Source organism: Bradyrhizobium sp. HKCCYLRH3099 (genome assembly GCF_051167855.1).
Classification (GTDB): domain Bacteria; phylum Pseudomonadota; class Alphaproteobacteria; order Rhizobiales; family Xanthobacteraceae; genus Bradyrhizobium.
Map to the genome: position 1 here is coordinate 251,195 of NZ_JBNPTW010000005.1, position 19,428 is coordinate 270,622.

The 19,428-nt window shown below is 65.8% G+C and carries 16 protein-coding genes; 12 read left to right on the top strand and 4 right to left on the bottom strand.

The genetic code is table 11. From position 1 onward, the window contains the following. Positions 1-113 precede the first annotated feature (113 nt). The 5 genes from ACQR1Y_RS13760 (at position 114) to ACQR1Y_RS13780 (ending at position 5,125) form a co-directional block, all read left to right on the top strand. Complete coding sequence (locus ACQR1Y_RS13760) at positions 114-1,067, top strand: carbohydrate ABC transporter permease (protein ID WP_434857528.1); 954 nt, start codon at positions 114-116, stop codon at positions 1,065-1,067. Further along, the gene (locus ACQR1Y_RS13765) at positions 1,064-1,996 is read left to right on the top strand and encodes a carbohydrate ABC transporter permease (protein ID WP_434857527.1); all 933 of its coding nucleotides are present in this window, start codon (positions 1,064-1,066) and stop codon (positions 1,994-1,996) included. The genes ACQR1Y_RS13760 and ACQR1Y_RS13765 overlap by 4 nt, the downstream gene beginning before the upstream one ends. Before the next feature lie 186 nt (positions 1,997-2,182). Then, positions 2,183-3,166 (top strand): D-erythronate dehydrogenase, encoded by a 984-nt coding sequence (denD, locus tag ACQR1Y_RS13770; protein ID WP_434857526.1) that lies wholly within the window; start codon positions 2,183-2,185, stop codon positions 3,164-3,166. Between the two features lie 74 nt (positions 3,167-3,240). Beyond that, positions 3,241-4,410 carry an acetyl-CoA acetyltransferase gene (locus tag ACQR1Y_RS13775; protein ID WP_434876815.1) on the top strand — a complete coding sequence of 390 codons (1,170 nt, stop codon included), beginning with the start codon at positions 3,241-3,243 and terminating at the stop codon, positions 4,408-4,410. Positions 4,411-4,570: 160 nt separating this feature from the next. After that, positions 4,571-5,125: a GNAT family N-acetyltransferase gene (locus ACQR1Y_RS13780; protein WP_434876816.1), complete on the top strand. Its 555-nt coding sequence runs from the start codon at positions 4,571-4,573 to the stop codon at positions 5,123-5,125. Positions 5,126-5,194: 69 nt separating this feature from the next. On the opposite strand, the gene ACQR1Y_RS13785 is transcribed toward ACQR1Y_RS13780, so the two are convergent. Beyond that, entirely contained in the window at positions 5,195-5,758 is a 564-nt protein-coding gene (locus tag ACQR1Y_RS13785) for a DinB family protein (RefSeq protein ID WP_434876817.1), read from the bottom strand. A gap of 164 nt (positions 5,759-5,922) precedes the next feature. Between ACQR1Y_RS13785 and ybaL the strand changes: the two genes are divergently transcribed. Next, complete coding sequence (gene ybaL, locus ACQR1Y_RS13790) at positions 5,923-7,674, top strand: YbaL family putative K(+) efflux transporter (RefSeq protein ID WP_434876818.1); 1,752 nt, start codon at positions 5,923-5,925, stop codon at positions 7,672-7,674. Between the two features lie 167 nt (positions 7,675-7,841). Here ybaL and ACQR1Y_RS13795 read toward each other — a convergent pair whose 3' ends face one another. Then, the gene (locus tag ACQR1Y_RS13795) at positions 7,842-8,267 is read right to left on the bottom strand and encodes a GFA family protein (RefSeq protein WP_434876819.1); all 426 of its coding nucleotides are present in this window, start codon (positions 8,265-8,267) and stop codon (positions 7,842-7,844) included. Between the two features lie 260 nt (positions 8,268-8,527). Here ACQR1Y_RS13795 and ACQR1Y_RS13800 point away from each other — a divergent pair, with 260 nt between their 5' ends. From ACQR1Y_RS13800 to ACQR1Y_RS13815, 4 genes are all read left to right on the top strand, one after another. Beyond that, complete coding sequence (locus ACQR1Y_RS13800) at positions 8,528-9,733, top strand: CaiB/BaiF CoA transferase family protein (protein ID WP_434876820.1); 1,206 nt, start codon at positions 8,528-8,530, stop codon at positions 9,731-9,733. A gap of 4 nt (positions 9,734-9,737) precedes the next feature. Beyond that, positions 9,738-10,904 (top strand): acyl-CoA dehydrogenase family protein, encoded by a 1,167-nt coding sequence (locus ACQR1Y_RS13805; RefSeq protein ID WP_434876821.1) that lies wholly within the window; start codon positions 9,738-9,740, stop codon positions 10,902-10,904. Positions 10,905-11,266: 362 nt separating this feature from the next. Beyond that, positions 11,267-12,403, top strand: a complete 1,137-nt coding sequence (locus ACQR1Y_RS13810) for a thiolase family protein (protein ID WP_434876822.1) — start codon at positions 11,267-11,269, stop codon at positions 12,401-12,403. After that, positions 12,400-12,756: a Zn-ribbon domain-containing OB-fold protein gene (locus tag ACQR1Y_RS13815; protein WP_434876823.1), complete on the top strand. Its 357-nt coding sequence runs from the start codon at positions 12,400-12,402 to the stop codon at positions 12,754-12,756. The genes ACQR1Y_RS13810 and ACQR1Y_RS13815 overlap by 4 nt, the downstream gene beginning before the upstream one ends. A gap of 674 nt (positions 12,757-13,430) precedes the next feature. On the opposite strand, the gene glsA is transcribed toward ACQR1Y_RS13815, so the two are convergent. Further along, positions 13,431-15,293: a glutaminase A gene (glsA, locus tag ACQR1Y_RS13820; RefSeq protein WP_434876824.1), complete on the bottom strand. Its 1,863-nt coding sequence runs from the start codon at positions 15,291-15,293 to the stop codon at positions 13,431-13,433. Between the two features lie 374 nt (positions 15,294-15,667). Here glsA and ACQR1Y_RS13825 point away from each other — a divergent pair, with 374 nt between their 5' ends. Both ACQR1Y_RS13825 and ACQR1Y_RS13830 read left to right on the top strand, forming a co-directional pair. Then, positions 15,668-16,651 carry an IclR family transcriptional regulator gene (locus ACQR1Y_RS13825; protein ID WP_006610855.1) on the top strand — a complete coding sequence of 328 codons (984 nt, stop codon included), beginning with the start codon at positions 15,668-15,670 and terminating at the stop codon, positions 16,649-16,651. Next, complete coding sequence (locus tag ACQR1Y_RS13830) at positions 16,581-18,140, top strand: acyl-CoA carboxylase subunit beta (protein WP_434857515.1); 1,560 nt, start codon at positions 16,581-16,583, stop codon at positions 18,138-18,140. Before ACQR1Y_RS13825 ends, ACQR1Y_RS13830 begins: the two co-directional genes overlap by 71 nt. 3 nt (positions 18,141-18,143) lie before the next feature. Here the strand turns inward: ACQR1Y_RS13830 and ACQR1Y_RS13835 are convergent, their stop codons facing one another. Then, positions 18,144-19,427, bottom strand: a complete 1,284-nt coding sequence (locus ACQR1Y_RS13835) for an MFS transporter (protein ID WP_434876825.1) — start codon at positions 19,425-19,427, stop codon at positions 18,144-18,146. Position 19,428 lies beyond the last annotated feature (1 nt).

The window sequence follows — 19,428 nt, forward strand, 5'->3', positions numbered from 1 at the left end:
TTGCTTCGTCGCTTCGCTCCTCGCAATGACGGTGCCTTGAACTATCGGTCCCGAACGTGGTGGGCGGGCTGTGCCTTGTCCATCTTTCGTCGCGAAGGGAGCTGCTCGATCAGATGAGTACCATTCAGACCTCGATGCCCTCGGGCGCCGCCATCGGCGAGCCATCAGCCTGGACACGGTTGAAGACCAACCGCAACGTCATCGCGCTGTGGTTCATGCTGCCCGCGGCGGCGTTCCTGATCCTGTTCCTGGCCTATCCGCTGGGGCTCGGCGTCTGGATGAGCTTCACCGACGAGAAGATCGGCCGCAGCGGCGTGTTCGTCGGCATCGAGAACTACGAATGGCTGTGGGACGATTCGATCTTCTGGCTGTCGGTGTTCAACACGCTGCTCTACACGATCGTGGCAAGCGCCATCAAATTCGCGATCGGTCTCTATCTCGCGCTGCTGCTGAACCGGCACATGCCGTTCAAGGCGATGATCCGCGCCATCGTGCTGATCCCCTTCATCGTGCCGACGGTGCTGTCGGCGATCGCGTTCTGGTGGATCTATGACGCGCAGTTCTCGATCATCTCCTGGTCGCTGATCAAGCTCGGCGTCATCACCCAGAACATCAACTTCCTCGGCGACACCGCCTGGGCGCGCGCCTCCGTCATCATCGCCAACATCTGGCGCGGCGTGCCGTTCGTCGCCATCACCTTGCTGGCCGGCCTGCAGACCGTGTCGCCCTCGCTCTACGAGGCGGCCACGCTCGACGGCGCCACCAGTTGGCAGCGTTTCCGCTTCATCACCTATCCGCTGCTGACCCCGATCATCGCAGTCGTCATGACCTTCTCGGTGCTGTTCACCTTCACCGACTTCCAGCTGATCTGGGCGCTGACCCGTGGCGGCCCCGTCAACGCCACGCATCTGATGGCGACGTTGAGCTACCAGCGCGGCATCATCTCGGGACGCTTGGGTGAGGGCGCGGCGATCGCCACCGCCATGATCCCGTTCCTGATGGCGGCGATCGCGATCTCCTGGTTCGGCATGCAACGGCGCAAATGGCAGCAAGGATCCGACCAATGACCGACACCACGCTGCCGCCCAAGGCGCAATCCAACGCCACCAAGACCGCCGCGGCGCTCGCCGCCGGCGACGACAGCGAGGGCATGAGCTACCTGGAGTCGCTGCCGCGCCGGCTGATCACGCTGTATCTTCCGCTCGGCATCATCCTGCTGGTGCTGTTGTTCCCATTCTACTGGATGGGCCTGACGTCGATCAAACCCGACGAGCAGCTGATCGACATGGAGAAGTACAACCCGTTCTGGGTGGTCCATCCGACCTTCAAGCACATCTCGAAGCTGCTGTTCGAGACGCAGTATCCGCGCTGGCTGTGGAACACGATGTATGTCGCGGTGGGCGCCACCACGCTGTCGATCTTCGCCTCCGTGCTCGCGGCCTATGCGATCGTGCGGCTGCGCTTCAAGGGCGCGGACACCGTCGGCGTGCTGATCTTCTTTGCATACCTTGTTCCGCCGTCGATCCTGTTCATCCCGCTGGCCTCGGTGATCCAGGCCTACGGCCTGTTCGATTCGCCGTTGTCCCTGATCCTGGTCTATCCGACCTTGCTGATCCCGTTCTCGACCTGGCTCCTGATGGGTTACTTCAAGACGATCCCCTTCGAGCTCGAGGAATGCGCCCTGATCGACGGCGCCAGCCGCTGGCAGATCCTGGTCAAGATCGTCGTGCCCTTGGCCGTGCCCGGGCTGATCTCGGCCTTCATCTTCTCGTTTACGCTATGCTGGAACGAGTTCATCTACGCGCTGACTTTCCTGCAATCGACCCCGAACAAGACCGTACCGGTCGCGATCGTCAACGAGTTCGTCGACGGCGACATCTACAAATGGGGATCGCTGATGGCCGGCGCCCTGGTCGGCTCGCTGCCCCTCGTGATCCTTTACGCCTTCTTCGTCGAGCATTATGTGTCGGCCATGACCGGCGCGGTGAAGGAGTAGGCGGGTTTGACCGCGAGCCGGAACAACGCGTCGCTTCCCGCTTGCGCGGATCCTAAACACACGTCATTGCGAGGAGCGAAGCGACGAAGCAATCCAGAGTCTCACGCGCGACTCTGGATTGCTTCGCTTCGCTCGCAATGACGGTCGAAAGATCGCGCCTATTTCTGCATTCGAAGGAGCATCCCCTTGCATATTCTCGTTCTCGGCGCCGCCGGCATGGTTGGGCGCAAGCTGGTGGAGCGGCTGGTCCGCGACGGCCGTCTCGGTGCCACCGCCATCACCCGCCTGACCCTGCAGGACATCGTTGCGCCGGCGAAGCCGGACACCTCCATCGCGGTCGAGACCATCGCCGGCGACTTCGCCGTCCCCGGCTTTGCCGAGAAGCTGGTTGCTCCGCGTCCCGACGTCATCTTCCATCTCGCCGCGATCGTCTCCGGCGAGGCCGAGCTCGATTTCGACAAGGGCTATCGCATCAATCTCGACGGCACGCGGATGCTGTTCGATGCGGTCAGGCTGATCGGCGATGGCTACAAGCCGCGCCTGGTCTTCACGTCGTCCATCGCAGTGTTCGGCGCGCCGTTCCCCGCGGCGATCGGCGACGAGTTCGTCAATGCGCCACTGCTCAGCTACGGCACCCAGAAGGCGATCGGCGAGTTGCTGCTGGCCGACTATAGCCGCCGCGGCTTCTTCGACGGTGTCGGCATCCGCCTGCCGACCATCTGCATCCGCCCCGGTGCGCCCAACAAGGCGGCGTCCGGCTTCTTCTCCAACATCCTGCGCGAGCCGCTGGCCGGCAAGGAGGCCGTGCTGCCGGTGTCCGAGGACGTTCAGCATTGGCACGCCACGCCGCGCTCGGCCGTCGGCTTCCTGCTGCACGCCGCGACCATGGACACCGCCAAGATCGGCCCGCGCCGGAACCTCACCATGCCCGGCCTGACGGCCACCGTCGGCGAGCAGATCGCCGCGCTCCGCCGCGTCGCCGGCGACAACGTCGCCAACCGCATCAAGCGGGAGCCCGACCCCTTCATCGTCGGCATCGTCGCCGGCTGGCCGCGGACGTTCGAGGCCAAGCGCGCCCGCGAGCTCGGCTTTACCACCGAGGAAAAGACCTTCGACGACATCATCCGCATCCACATCGAGGATGAGCTGGGCGGCAAGTTCGTGGCCTGAGACCGCCACCAGCCTCTGGACTCGCATGGCGCAAAGCGCCATGTGAGGGCAGGGAGACATTCGGGAGAGACAGCATGACCGCCAGCATCGTCGGATGGGCGCATACGCCGTTCGGAAAGTTCGACGCCGAGACCGTCGAGAGCCTCGTCGTCAAGGTCGCCAATGAGGCGCTGGCCGACGCCGGCATCTCCGCCGGCAACGTTGACGAGATCGTGCTCGGTCATTTCAACGCCGGCTTCTCGCCCCAGGACTTCACCGCCTCGCTGGTGCTGCAGGCCGATCCGGCGCTGCGCTTCAAGCCGGCGACCCGCGTCGAGAACGCCTGCGCGACAGGCTCCGCCGCCGTCCACCAGGGCATCCGCGCCATTGCGGCGGGCGCCGCCAAGATCGTCCTCGTGGTCGGCGTCGAGCAGATGACGCGGACTCCGGGGCCGGAGATCGGCAAGAACCTGCTCAAGGCCTCCTATCTGCCCGAGGATGGCGACACCGTCGGCGGCTTCGCCGGCGTGTTCGGCAAGATCGCGCAGGGTTATTTCCAGAAATATGGCGACCAGTCGGATGCGCTGGCGCTGATCGCGGCCAAGAACCACAAGAACGGCGTCGCCAACCCGTTCGCGCAGATGCGCAAGGATTTCGGCTTCGAATTCTGCCGCTCCGAGAGCGAGAAGAACCCGTATGTCGCCGGCCCGCTGAAGCGCACCGACTGCTCGCTGGTCTCCGACGGCGCTGCCGCGCTGGTGCTGACCGACAGCGAGACCGCCAAGTCGTTCGCCAAGGCGGTGAACGTGCGCGCCACCGCGCATGCCCAGGACTTCCTGCCGATGTCCAAGCGCGACATCCTCGCCTTCGAGGGCTGCACGGTGGCCTGGCAGCGCGCGCTGGAGAAGGCCGGCGTCACCCTGTCCGACCTCTCCTTCGTCGAGACCCATGACTGCTTCACCGTCGCCGAGCTGATCGAGTACGAAGCGATGGGCCTGACACCACGTGGGCAGGGCGCCCGCGCCATCAAGGAGGGCTGGACGCTCAAGGACGGCAAGCTGCCGGTGAATCCCTCCGGCGGCCTCAAGGCCAAGGGCCACCCGATCGGCGCCACCGGCGTCTCCATGCACGTGATGACCGCCATGCAGCTCACCGGCTCCGCGCCGGAGGGCATGCAGCTTCCCAACGCCAAGCTCGGCGGCATCTTCAACATGGGCGGCGCCGCGGTGGCGAACTACGTGTCGATCCTGGAGCCGGTGAAGTAGGCCCGGCTCCATCCTCCGTCATTGCGAGCGAAGCGACGCAATCCAGGGCAGCGTTCGCGACTCTGGATTGCTTCGTCGCTTCGCTCCTCGCAATGACGGTGCCCCAAGCGAACTCTCCAAGGCGGGGCAATCTAGTCATCAGCCGCCCCATTGACCGCTCATGATCATTCAAACCGAACGCCTCACTCTGCGGGAATGGCGTGACGACGACCGCGCGCCGTTCGCGGCGATGTCGGCCGATCCGGCGGTGATGCGGTATCTGCGCGCGCTGCCGACGCGGCAAGCCTGCGATCAGTGGATCGATTTCCAGATCAAGCACCATGCCGAGCACGGCTTTGGCTTTTGGGTGGTCGAAGAACGAGCCAGCGGCGCCTTCCTCGGCGCGACCGGCTTGTTCCGCGTGTTCTTCGACGCCCCGTTCACGCCGGCGGTCGAGATCGGCTCGCGACTCTCGCGGGCGGCCTGGGGGCAGGGAATTGCGACGGAAGCCGCGCGCGCGGCGCTGGCCTTCGGCTTCGACAAGCTCGGCCTCGATGAAGTCATCGCTTATGCCGCGCCGGCCAACGAGGCCTCACAGAACGTGATGCGCAAGCTCGGCATGGTCAGGGACGAAGCGTCTGACTTCGATCATCCGCGCGTCGAGGCCGACAGCCCGCTGCGCCGGCAAGTGATGTACCGGCTCCCACGCGAGGTGTGGGCCATCGCTTCGCGCTGATTTCTCCTTCTTGTCATTCCGGGCTCGCGCTTCGCGCGCCCCGGAATGACGAGGAAAGACGTTCTTACCTCAGCTCCGCCACACCTTCTCCTCGCTGAACCCCAGCTCAGCGAAATCCTTCGCTCGCAGGCCGGCGTCATCGGCCGGGAAGAACTCATCAAGCTGCGGCGGCTTCACCGATGTCGCCGACAGCATCGCATGCGCCTGGCCGCGGTGATGGATGTCGTGCTGGAACAGATGCAGCAGCAGGCGGTCGCAGCGTTCGTTCTGGACCCTTGTCTCGCGATTGATGCGCACGACATCATCGAGCCGCGCCGGCGTCAGCGCCTCGCAGAAGCCGATCAGGCGGCGGTCCATCGCGCTCTGTGCCTTGACGAGATCGAGCAGGCGCGGGAAAGGCACCTGGTTCTGCCAGGCCATCGGGCCGAGCCAGCCGCCTTCCAGCGCGTCGATGTAGAACAGGTCGATGATGTAGATGTGGTTCAGCGTCTTCTGCAGGCTCGGGAAGAAGCCGGTGCGCTCGGCGGCAAAATCGTCGGCGCTGAGCTGGCCGCAAGCGGTCAGCAGCCGGTGATTGGCCCAGGCGTTGTTGTAAGCGAAAGCACGAAAAGTCTGGACGAGATCGGCGGGCATTGCGTCTGATCACCCCGTGATGGCTCGTCGCCGATCATACGGAACGGATCGCGCGCTTCACCACCGATTTCCGCGCGCGTCCGCGCATCATCCCCATGCGCGTGACGGAACTCTGCCTCAATTGGTCGCGGTGCATCATTTGGCCTCCTGTGCAATAAGTTCAGATGCCGCACGACACACCCCTCATTGCGACCATTGTCGCCGGCCTTGGATTGGCCTTCGTCTTCGGAGCTCTCGCGCAGCGCTTCCGGTTCCCGCCGCTGGTCGGCTATCTCCTCGCCGGCGTTGCCGTCGGTCCCTTCACGCCCGGCTTCGTCGCCGACCAGGCGCTGGCCACCGAGCTTGCCGAGCTCGGCATCATTCTCTTGATGTTCGGCGTCGGCCTGCATTTCTCGCTGAAGGACCTGATGTCGGTGCGCGCCATCGCCGTGCCCGGCGCCGTGGTACAGATCACCGTCGCGACCCTGATGGGCATGGCCTTGAGCTGGGCGATGGGCTGGTCGATCGGCGGCGGCATCGTGTTCGGCCTCGCGCTCTCCGTCGCCAGCACCGTGGTGCTGCTGCGCGCGCTGCAGGAGCGGCGGCTGATGGACAGCGAGCGCGGCCGCATCGCGGTCGGCTGGCTGATCGTCGAGGACCTCGCGATGGTCTTGGCGCTGGTGCTGATCCCGGCCTTCGCCAGCCTGCAGACCGGCAATGGCGGCGACGTCGCCGCCGCCGATCCGCTCGCTGCCCGCTTCGGCCTGGGCCTCACCGGCGTGCTGCTGCTGACCTTCGCCAAGATCGGCGTGTTCATGGCGGTCATGCTGCTGGTCGGCCGCCGCCTGATCCCGTGGATCCTGCATTACGTCGCCCACACCGGCTCGCGCGAACTGTTCCGCCTCGCGGTGCTCGCCATCGCGCTCGGCGTCGCCTTCGGCTCGACCAAGCTGTTCGGCGTGTCGCTGGCGCTCGGCGCCTTCTTTGCCGGCATGATGCTCGGCGAGTCGCCGCTGAGCCAGCGCGCCGCGCAGGAATCGCTGCCGTTGCGCGATGCCTTCGCGGTGCTGTTCTTCGTCTCCGCCGGCATGCTGTTCGATCCCGCCAGCATCATCCGCGAACCCTGGCCGCTGCTCGCGACCTTGTTCATCATCCTGTTCGGCAAGTCGATCGCGGCGTTTTTGATCGTGGTCGCGTTCCGCCATCCGGCCTCGACCGCGCTGACCATTTCCGCGAGTCTCGCACAGATCGGCGAGTTCTCCTTCATCCTCGCCGAGATCGGCGGCGCCACCAATCTGCTGCCGAAAGCCGGCCGCGACCTGATCCTGGCCGGCGCGATCATCTCGATCATGCTCAATCCGCTGATGTTCGCCGCCCTCGACTGGCTGCTGCCGCGGCTGGAGCGCCGCCGTGCGGACGTCGCGGCAACGCCGGCGCCTAAGCCTGCCGAGATCCCGCTCACGCAATTGACGGAGCACACCATCGTCGTCGGCTATGGCCGCGTCGGCCGCCTCGTCGGCGAGGCGCTGCAGCAGCGTGGCCATGCCTTCCTTGCCGTGGAGACATCGGAAGACATTCTCAAGCAGCTCAAGGACGCGGGCATCGAAACCATCACCGGCAACGCCGCCCGCAGCAACGTGCTGCGCGCGACCAATCCGGCGGCTGCGCATGCGCTCGTCATCGCCATCCCCGAGGCGTTCGAGGCCGGCCAGATCGTCGAGCAGGCCCGTGCCGCCAATCCGGCGCTGCACATCGTGGCGCGCGCGCATTCCGACGCCGAGGTCGAGCATCTGAAATCGCTCGGCGCGGACATGGTCATCATGGGCGAACGCGAGATCGCGCGCGGCATGATCGAAGAGCTGGATACAAGGCCGCCGGATCCAGCGCCGGAGCTGGCCCCGCAGCGCGAGGCGGAGAATGTGCAGGTCCAGGCCTAGCCGGCTGCGGGCTCGTCATTCCGGGGCAATCGTCAATGCGCTCGCGCGTTGACGATTGAACCCGGAATCTCGAGATTGTTCGGGTGAGATGCAAGCCAAGCTCGAGATTCCGGGTTCAAGGCCTGCGGCCTTGCCCCGGAATGACGGCGGGTGGGGCTACATCATACTCACTCCGGCATCATCTCGCCGGAGCCGCCGAACTCGGCCGGAAAGTCCTTCAGCTTCGGCAGGCCGTCCTTGATCGGCAGCACGCTCTCCGCGTAGTTGACGTGCACGCCGGGCGTGAACTTCAGCGCCGGAATCGTCGCGGCATAGACATCGATCATGCCGAGCGGCGGATGGTCGGTCATCAGGTGCCCGCCGCACTTGGTGCAGTATTTGCGGTGGCTCATGTCGGTCTTGTGATAGGTGCCGATCGCCTCCGCGCCCTTGGTGACGCGCACATTGGTCGGCTTCCACAAGGTGAAGGCGTTGACCGGACCCGCCGACCACGACCGGCAGGACGAGCAGTGGCAATAGCCCATCGCCTCCGGCTCGCCATCGGCCTCGAGCTCGACCGTGCCGCAGAAGCATTTGCCCTGATACAGCGTCATGACAGCGTTCTCCCTGACTGTTTTTTGGATGTTGGAAGGACATGCTGACACAGCTGTAGGGCCGAAGGGAATCGCAGAATGCTGGTGTTGGCGTGGAACATCTGGTGCGATGCAACGGCGCGTCCGATCGTGATCCGCGCGACGGAATGTTGCGACAGCGCGGTCTCACGCATGGCCCCATACGCGCACGCCCGCTTGCCCCGGAACCCCCGGTGCCGTTAGCTCTGTCGATAACAACGAACGAGGGAGCCAACGCCGCGATGGGACCGCTTGCGGGCATCAAGGTCATCGACATGACCACCGTGCTGATGGGGCCGTATGCCGCCCAGACGCTCGGCGACTATGGCGCCGACGTCATCAAGGTGGAATCGCCGGAGGGCGACGTCACCCGCAAGATCGGCCCGTGGCGCCATCCGGGCATGGGACCGGTCACCCTCAACACGAACCGCAGCAAGCGCGTGATCTGCCTCGACCTGAAGAAGCCGGCCGGCCGCGAAGCCGTGCTGCGCATGGTCAAGACTGCCGATGTCCTGCTCTACAACATCCGCCCCCAGGCGATGGCCCGGCTGAACCTCGGCTATGAATTGATCTCCGCGCTCAATCCGCGGCTGGTCTATGCCGGCGTGTTCGGCTTCGGCCAGGATGGCCCCTATGCGGCGAAGCCCGCTTATGACGATTTGATCCAGGGCGGGGCGGCGCTGGCGCATCTGATGGCGGTCGCTGGTGATGGCACGCCGCGCTATGTGCCGAATGCGCTGGTCGACCGCATCGTCGGCCTGACCGCCGTCGGCGCGATCTGCGCCAGCCTGGTGCATCGCGACCGTACCGGCCGCGGCCAGCGCCTGGACGTGCCGATGTTCGAGACCATGTCGGCCTTCATCATGGGCGACCACATGGGTGGGCTGACTTACGAGCCGCCGCTGGACAAGGGCGGCTATGCGCGGCACCTGTCGCAGGACCGCCGGCCCTACAAGACCGCCGACGGCCATCTCTGCGTCATCGTCTACAACGACAAGCAGTGGGACGCGTTCTTCGAGGCGTCCGGCCGCACCGACCTGCGCGCCGACGACCGCTTCAACAGCTTTGCGCGGCGCGCTGCCAACATCGATGTCGTCTATGCCGAGCTGGCGCGCATCTTCCAGACCCGCACGACGGCCGAATGGACCGCGCTGTTGAACGAGGCCGACATCCCGGTCATGCCGATGCACGATCTCGAAAGCCTGCTGCACGATCCGCATCTCGTCGCGACCGATTTCTTTCCCGTTGTCGAGCACCCCACCGAAGGCCCCATCCGCAGTACGCGCGTGTCGGCAAATTGGTCCGAAACCAGGGCCGAGCCGCAGCATCTGGCGGGGCGACCGAACGAGCATGGTCACGAGATCCTGCGCGAGCTTGGCTTCTCGTCGGACGAGATCGCCGCGATGATCCGCGACGGCGCGACTACGCCGTCGCCTGCGAAGGAGTGAGCGCATGGATTTCGCACTCTCGGCCAACCAGGAATCGATCCGCGACGCGGTGGCAAAAATCTGTGCCCGCTTCGACGATGCCTATTGGCTGAAGAAGGACAAGGAGGGCGGCTTCCCGGCTGACTTCCACAAGGCGCTGGCTGACGCCGGCTGGCTCGGCATCTGCATCCCCGAAGCGTATGGCGGCTCGGGCCTCGGCATTCTCGATGCCGCGATCATGATGCGCACGATCGCGGAGTCCGGCGCCGGCATGAGCGGTGCCTCGGCGATCCACATGAACGTGTTCGGGCTCAATCCGGTCGTCGTGTTCGGCACCAAGGAGCAGTGCGCGCGGATGCTGCCGGGCATCGTCGACGGCAGCGAGAAGGCGTGTTTCGCGGTCACGGAGCCGAACACCGGCCTCAATACGACGCAACTCAAGACCCGCGCGGTGCGCAAGGGCGACCGCTACGTCGTCAACGGCCAGAAGGTGTGGATCTCGACCGCGCAGGTCGCGGAAAAAATCTTGCTGCTGGCGCGCACGACGCCGCTGGAGGAGGTGAAGCGGCCGACCCACGGGTTGAGCCTGTTCTACACGGATTTCGATCGCAGCCGCATCAAGGTGCACGAGATCGACAAGATGGGCCGCAAGCCGGTCGACTCCAACGAGCTGTTCTTCGAGGACTTCGAGATCCCGGTCGAGGATCGCCTCGGCGAGGAGGGGCGGGGCTTCGACTACATCCTGCACGGCATGAACCCCGAGCGCATCCTGATCGCGGCGGAAGCCGTCGGGCTCGGCCATCTCGCGCTGTCGCGTGCGTCAGCCTATGCGCGGACGCGCAACGTGTTCAATCGTCCGATCGGTCAAAATCAAGGCATCCAGCATCCGCTGGCCAAGAACTGGATGGAGCTGGAGGCCGCGTGGCTGATGGTGTTGCAGGCCGGCTGGCAATACGACCAGGGCATGGCCTGCGGCCCGGCGGCGAACGCCGCAAAATATCTCGCGGCCGAGGCCGGCTTTCACGCCTGCGAGCAGGCGGTGATGACGCATGGCGGCTTCGGCTATGCGCGCGAGTATCACGTCGAGCGCTATTTGCGAGAATCTCTGATCCCGCGCATCGCCCCGATCAGCCCGCAGCTGATTTTGTCGTTCATCGCCGAGAAGGTCCTCGGCATGCCGAAGTCGTATTGAAACGTTGTACAGAGACGATCCCGTATTGAGATGATCAACTATTCAGCCATCAGGGACGCACGCTGCCAGCATTCCCTCCCCCCTTGTGGGGGAGGGGCAGGGAGGGGGGTACTCCGCGAAGATTCGTCGTGTGGCCACCCCCACCCCCGACCCCTCCCCGCAAGGGGGAGGGGAGCGCAGCGGGGCTCGCGGCTACGTCTTCGATCGACAATGAGCGCCGTTTACCACACCCCGTCATTCCGGGGCGCGACGACGTCGCGAAACCGGACTCTCGAGATTGTCTGGCACCGTCGCTCCACACTTCGAGAGTCCGGGTTGATCGCTGCGCGATGCCCCGGAATGACTGTGGAGGGTGAAGCCCCATGACCTACATCACCGGCACCGGCCTCACATCCTTCGGCCGCCACGACGGCCGCTCGTCGCTCGACCTGATGAGCATGGCGGCGCAGCTCGCGCTCGACGATGCCGAGCTCACGCGCCGTGACATCGACGGCATCCTGTGCGGCTATTCCACCGTGTCGCCGCACATCATGCTGGCCACCGTGTTCGCCGAGCATTTCGGCATCACGCCATCCTACGCCCACGCGGTGCAGGTCGGCGGCGCCACCGGGCTTGCGATGGTCATGCTCGCGCATCACCTCGTCGATGCGGGAGTGGTCAGAAACATGCTCGTCGTCGCCGGCGAAAACCGTCTCACGGGCCAGAGCCGCGACGCCTCGATCCAGGCGCTGGCGCAGGTCGGCCATCCCGACTACGAGCTGCCGCTGGGGCCGACGATCCCCGCCTATTACGGCCTCGTCGCCTCGCGCTACATGCACGAGTACGGTGTCACCGAGGAAGATCTTGCCGAATTCGCCGTGCTGATGCGCAGGCACGCCGTCGATCATCCCGGCGCCCAATTTCACGAGGCGATCACGGTCGCCGATGTCATGGCCTCGAAGCCCGTGGCGAAACCGTTGAAGCTTTTGGACTGCTGCCCCGTGTCGGACGGCGGTGCCGCCGTCATTGTCAGCCGCGAGCCGACCGGCACCACCGCTGTGCGCGTCCGCGGTTGCGCCCAGGCGCACACCCATCAGCATGTCACCGCCGCGCCTGCGTTGAGCGAACTCGGGGCGGAGATCGCGATCAAGCAGGCCAAGGCAACGGCGGGTGTCGAGATCGCCGATGTCGACTACGCCGCCGTCTACGACAGCTTCACGATCACGCTGTGCATGCTGCTCGAGGACCTCGGGCTCGCCGGTCGCGGCGAGGCGGCGGCGCGAATCAGGGCGGGACATTTCAGTCGCGACGGCGCCGTGCCGCTCAATACCCATGGCGGCCTGCTGAGCTATGGTCATTGCGGCGTCGGCGGGGCGATGGCGCATCTCAACGAGGCGCATCTGCAGATGACGGGAAGGGCCGGCGGCCGCCAGGTGCGCAATGCCGCGCTGACCTTGCTGCACGGCGACGGCGGCGTGCTGTCGTCGCATGTCAGCATGTTCTGGGAGCGTGTGCGATGATCGAAGGCGATGACTGGACCAGGGGAACGGCTGCGATTCGCTATCAGCGCTGCGCGTGCTGTGCCCATGTGCAATATTTTCGCCGCGACTTCTGCGCGGCCTGCGGCTCGCCGGCGCTTACCGACCATGCGGCTGATGGTGAGGGCACCGTCTACGCCACCTCATTGGTCTGCCGCGCCGCGACTCCGGAGACGCGCGCGCATGTGCCGTACAACATCGTGCTGGTGGATATGCGCGAGGGCTTTCGCATGATGGCCCATGGCGACCACGATCTCGCGATCGGGGACGCAGTCAGCGCGCGATTCGTCGGCTTTGCCGGCGGGATGGTGCCTCACTTCGGAAAGTCTAAATGATGAGGAGCAACCGAGCCACGGCACAATAGGCCGACCGCGGGCGGCCGAGGCGGGACGATACGCTTGAACACATTCGTCCCGACCCGGATCGCCGCGCGATTGACGCAATACTCTACGCTACGCTTACTAACTCAAACGCAACTCAACTCGGTCGTTCGCGTGAGCAATCGAGCCCACATTCCCACCTACGGGCGATGAAGCAACTGCGACGCAGAACCTCCAGACAGCCCTTCATCGCCCGTAGAACAGGACGCTGGCGATGACGATCATGGATGTGACCGCCAGCATGTGTGCGAGTGCTTCCGATGTTGCCCTCTTAGTGGCTTCCTTCATGCCGTTTCCTCCCTGGACTGGACACGACTCTCCGTTGCGCGAATACGCACGCGACGGACGGCTGGAATTTCACTCGGAACACCCCACGTCGATGTCTGCTCCGCAAAGTCCCCACTCGGCGTTCATCGACGGTTCAGAAGATCGTCGGGTAATGCGGCGCGAATTGGGCTCGCTTATGGTTGTCCTGCGACCGACTCTCGGTAACGTTTGGGCGAGCCCGTACAATTACGAGTGATGAGAAGCATCGGCCGCGGGCCATTCGGAGCCACGGTTTTTCGGGCCGCAGCTGCGGCCGAGCGGCTTGGCTGTGAAGGTTCGATGACTGACTCAGTTTTCCAGGGTCAGTCCGCCGCGAGCAGATTGAGCCGCGCATTGGCGATCGTCAGGCGCTCGGCGAGCAGAAGGGCGAGGTTGCGCATGATGCGTTCGCCGGCCTTCGGATGCCGCACACGGAAGCGCTCGAAATCGGCCAGCGTGATCTCGAACGCGGTGGCCGAGAAGTCGGCAGTCACGTCCGCCGAACGCGTCGGTTCGAGCAATGCCATCTCGCCAAAACATTGCCCGGCCGTGAGCGTTGCCAGGCGGATGCCGTCGGGCAGGGTGACGTGAACGACGCCGGAGCGCAGGAAAAACAGCGAGGTCGCGGCCTCGCCGGCGGCGATGATGCGCTCGCTCTGCTGATAGTGCCTGATCGTAGCGAGCGCGGCGAGCTCGTGACGTTCCTCGTCGCTGAGGCCGGCGAGCAGCGGCTGCTCGGCAAGCTCGGTGGTCTCGAGGAAATCGATCGCGCCGCCATAGCGGTAGACGATCTGGTCCTCGGCCCATTCGATCGCGGTGTCCAGCAGGTAGAAGTCGCGCACGTTGCGGATGTCGCCGGTGCGCGCGCTGATCTCCTGCCACTCCGGCGACGTCCGGCGGATGCCGGAGAGCACGACGGTGACGTGGAAATCCGCGAGCTCGTGAAACAGTTCGGCAAGCAGGCGCAGGCCCGCCGGCGTCATCGCGGTGACGCGGTGCAGATCGAAGATCACGAATTGCGGCCGCTCGCCCGCCGCTAGCTGGCGGGAGACGTAGTCGACATTCGACAGCGACAGCGTGCCGACGAGTTCGAGCACGCGCACCGCATCAGGATGCGCCGCGAGGATCTCGCGCTCCTGGGCTCTTCGGCTGCGGCGCGACGGATTGGCGCCGATGTCGTAGTCGGCGATGATTGTGGTGCGGGCATCATCGGAACGGTTCAGCATGTGCAGGCCGTAATGAGCCGACAGCGCCTCGCACACCTTGATGCCGCGCACGCTGTTGCCGTGACCGTCGAGCCGCGGCGAGTAGCTGCCGAGCCCGAGCCGCGCCGGCAGGCTCGCCAGAATGCCGCCGCCGACGCCGCTCTTGGCGGGAATGCCGACGCGGTAGATCCATTCGCCGGCGAAGTCGTACATGCCCGAGGAGGTCATCACCGAGAGCGTGCGCGACACCGCGTAGGGCGTCACGACTTGTTCGCCGGTGACCGGATTGACGCCGCGATTGGCGAGCGTCGCCGCCATGATCGCGCAGTCGCGCGCGGTGACGAGCACGGCGCATTGCCGGAAGTACACCGCGAGCACGTCGTCGACGGGCTCGCTGATGACGTTCGATGTCCGCAGGAGATAGGCGATGGCGCGGTTGCGGTCGCCGGTCGCAGCCTCCGAGGCGAACACGGCGTCATCGACGTCGAGCTTTCGGCCGGCGAAGCGGCCGAGCGCGTCGCGGATGGTCTCGAAGGCGTCGGCGTGCCGGGCCTTGCGCACCAGGCCGCTGCAGGCGATCGCGCCGGCATTGACCATCGCATTGAAGGGATGGTTCTCGGCATTGAGGCGGATCGAGTTGAAGGGATCGCCGGACGGCTCGACGCCGATGACCCGTTCCACCTCGTCGGAGCCGAGAATATCGAGCGCGAGCGCGAACACGAACGGCTTCGACATCGATTGGATCGTGAACGGCACGCGGCTGTCGCCGACCTCGTAGACATGCCCGTCGAGCGTGGCGAGGCTGATGCCGAAATGCGCAGGATCGGCCTTGCCGAGCTCGGGGATGTAGTTCGCGACCGCGCCGTCATGATCGGGCCAGAAATCGGCATGGCAGGCCGAGAGGAAGCGCTGCAACGGCGGCATCGCGGCGGACGCCCAATGCTGCGGATTGCGGGCAGGCCGCGGATGTTCGGTGGTCATGACGAGCTCGGCGGGGACACGGGTGGCGCGCCGGTTATGTCGCAGCCGTGCCGGAGCGGCCAGCCCACAGTTGGGGCAGCGCTGGTCAAATGTTGCCGTTGCCCAGGGATTGAGCGGCGTGGAGCGACGCCGCGCCCGGCTCTCCGGGATGGCTGTCACCCGCCGCCGCGGCTTCATGCGGTGCTGCAACACCGTCCCCGAGCACGGCGTCTGGCATGCCATTCCGAATTGCGCTGACAGGTCGAGTCTTGTGCCAACACGCTGAAGAACGGTCGGTTTTAGAAACGCTCTTGTGTTGTGGGGGCAAAACGCCTGCGCTAGCTTGTTCTGTAAGCGGAATTTAATTCCGCATCATGGAATTGAGTGGAACGCGCATGGGACGACGGTCTGAGCGATTGAGCAGGGTGGGCATGCTGCCCGGGGATCTCGCGGGCGAGGGCGAGGTCATTCAGGTGGTGTCGCGAGCGTTCGACGTGCTTCGTTGTTTCGAGGGGCACGATTCGCGGCTCGGCAATCTCGAAATTTCCAACCGCTGCGGCCTGCCGCGGTCGACGGTGTCGCGGCTGACGCACACGCTGACGCGGATGGGCCAGCTGGTCTATCTGCCGCGCGATCAGAAGTATCGGATCGGCCCGAGCGCGGTCGCGATGAGCACCTCGATGACCCGCGGCTTGCAGCTGCGCAACCTGATCCGCCAGCGCCTGCAGGACGTCGCCGAGCAATTGCCGGGCACGGTTGGTTTCGTCATCCCCGATCAGTTTCATCTGGTCTATCTGGAGTTCGGCCGCGCCGCGAATGCGCTCGGTCTGCACGAGACCACCGGCAGCCGCATCTCGATGGCCTCGACGGCCGCCGGGCACGCCTATGTCGCCGCGCTCGAGCCGGAGGTCGGCGATGCGCTGCTCGCCGAGATGGAGCGCGAGATGCCGGATGCGGCGAATCTCTTGCGGCCGCGGTTGGAGCACAACAGGCAGTTCCTCAAGGAGCATGGCTACGTCGTCGCTTGCGGGCTGTGGAGTCCTCATATCAACGGCCTCGCGCTGCCGGTGTGGTCGCCGCAGTACCAGACCAATGTCGTGCTCACCATCGGGCTGCTGTCGGCGATGTATGACGAGCAGCGCCTGCACGACGAGGTGGCGCAGCCGATGCGCGAACTCGGTCGCAACATTGCGGCCCTGCTGCAGGGTGCCGAAGCCGACGTCTTCAACAGCCGGATGGAGAGGAAGCCGCTGCAGGTGACGACGAAGACCAATCATAAGAAGACCATCACCGGGGCAGGGGGAACGAATGAGTTGGCAGCCGGAGCTCGAGGAATTGGCCCGGCGCGAAGCCTTCGCGCGGGAGATGGGCGGGCCTGACAAGGTCAAGCGTCAGCACGACCAGGGCCGTCTCACCGTTCGCGAGCGCATCGACGGCGTCGTCGATCCCGGCAGTTTCCACGAGATCGGCGCCGTCGCCGGTCTCGGCGAATATGACGAGCAGGGCGAGCTCACCCATGTGACGCCCGCGAACTGCGTGTTCGGCCGCGCGCGTGTCGACGGCCGCACTGTCGTCGTGGTCGGCGATGATTTCACCGTGCGCGGCGGCTCGGCCGATGCCTCGATCGCGGCCAAGCCGCTGATGGCCGAGGAGATGGCGCACGACTTCCGTCTGCCGATCATCCGCATCATCGAAGGCTCCGGCGGCGGCGGCTCGGTCAAGACGATCGAAACCAAGGGCGCGGCCAATCTGCCGGGCGGTATCGGCGGCAATCGCTGGTACCGCTACACGACAGAGAACATGTCGCTGGTGCCGGTGGTCGGGCTGGGGCTCGGCTCGGTGGCAGGCCTCGGCGCCGCGCGGCTTGCGGCGAGCCACTATTCGGTGATGACCCGGCAGTCGGCGATGTTTGTCGCCGGCCCACCTGTGGTGAAGCGGCTCGGGCAGGACCTCGGCAAGATGGAGCTCGGCGGCGCCGACATCCAGACCAAGGCCGGTGGCGTCGATCATGCCGTCGACACCGAGGCGGAAGCCTTCGCCTGCGCGCGGCGCTTCCTGTCCTATCTGCCGTCCTCGGTCTACGAGCTGCCGCCGACCTTGCCCTGCACCGACGATCCACAGCGCAGCGATGAGCAACTCATCAGCGCCGTGCCGCGGGATCGCCGCCGCGTCTACAAGATGCGGCCGATCATCGAGTCCGTCGTCGACAGCGGCTCGTTCTTCGAGGTCGCGCAGAACTACGGCCGTCCGCTGATCGTCGGGCTCGCGCGCCTCGAAGGCCGCGCGGTGATGGTGCTGGCGAGCGATCCCTATCACTTCGGTGGCTCGTGGACCGCCGATGCCTGCCAGAAGGTGATCCGCTGGGTCGACTTCGCCGAGACCTTCCACCTGCCGATCGTCTACCTGATGGACTGTCCCGGCTTCATGGTCGGCCTCGATGCCGAGAAGGCGGCGACCATTCGCCATGGCGTGCGCGCGATGGCGGCAGTCAACCAGTCGACGGTGCCGTGGTGCACGGTGATCGTGCGCAACTCGTTCGGTGTCGCCGGCGTCGTGCATCAGCCGGCCGACCGATTCTCGATCCGCTATGCCTGGCCGTCGGCCTATTGGGGCTCGCTGCCGCTCGAAGGCGGCATCGAGGCGGCGTACCGCGCCGAGATCGACGCCGCGCCCGATCCGAAGGCCAAGCTGAAGGAGATCGAGGAACGGCTCAACAAGCTGCGCTCGCCGTTCCGCTCGGCCGAGAAGTTCTGGGTCGAGGAGATCATCGATCCCCGCAAGACGCGCGCGCTGCTGTGCGAGTTCGCGCGCCTTGCCGAGCCGCTGCGGACGCCGGGCCCGCCGACGGCGATGACGACGCGGCCGTGAGCCTCACGCCGCGGCAGGTTTCGCCTGCCGCGCGATGGCGAGCGCGAGCAGCGCGGCGATGATGCAGAGCGCGCCGGCCATGAAGAATGCCGGCAGATAGCTCTGCAGCAGGGTGCGCGACAGGCCGGCTCCGAACGCCGCCGTGCCGGCGCCGAGCTGATGGCCGGCGAACACCCAGCCGAACACCAGATTGGCGCGCTCCGGCCCGAAGCGCTGCGCCGTCAGCCGCACCGTCGGCGGCACGGTGGCGATCCAGTCGAGGCCGTAGAACATCGCGAACAGCGATAGCCCATAGAACGAGAAGTCGGTGAAGGGGAGAAACAGCAGCGAGAGGCCGCGCAGGCCGTAGTACCAGAACAGCAGCCAGCGATTGTCGTAGCGGTCCGACAGCCAGCCCGACACGATCGTGCCGACGAAGTCGAACATGCCCATCGCGGCCAGCAGGCTCGCGGCCTGAACTTGCGGGATGCCGAAGTCGAGGCACATCGGGATCAGATGCACCTGCACGAGCCCGTTGGTCGAGGCGCCGCAGATGAAGAAGGTCGCGAACAGCATCCAGAACACCGGCACGCGCACCGCGTCGCGCAGGGTGCCGAGCGCGGCGGTGAGGATCGATGTGGTCACGGGGGCGGGCGCGGCGATCGGCTCGGTGCCGGTATCGCCGAACGGGCGCAGTCCGAGATCGCTCGGGCGATCGCGCATCAGGAGCAGCACGGCGGTGGCCGAGACGGCGAGGGCGCAGCAAACCAGCGCGAGCGCCGTGCGCCAGCCGAGCCGCTCGGTGAGGCTCGCCAGCAGCGGCAGGAACACCAGCTGTCCGGTGGCGACGCTGGCGGTGAGGATGCCGACGACGAGGCCGCGCCGCGCCACGAACCAGCGGGTGGCGATGGTCGCGCCGAGCACCAGCGCGGTCATGCCGGTGCCGAGGCCGATCACCACGCCCCACAGCAACACGAGGTGCCAGACCTGAGTCATCGCCAGCGAGGCGAGCAGCGCCGACACCACGATCAACTGCGCCAGCAGGGTGATATTGCGCAGGCCGTAGCGGTTCAAAAGGGCAGCCGCGAACGGCGCCATCAGCCCGAACAGCACGAAGCGGATCGACAGCGCCGAGGAGATCTCGGCGGTGCTCCAGCCGAACTCCTGCTGTAACGGCACGATGAACACGCCGGGCGCGCCCACCGTGCCGGCGGACACGAGCGCCGTGAAGAAGGTCACGGCAACCATCACCCAGCCATAGTGGATATTGCGCCGTCCGAGGGCTGCGGCGAGCTGATTGGAGATCATG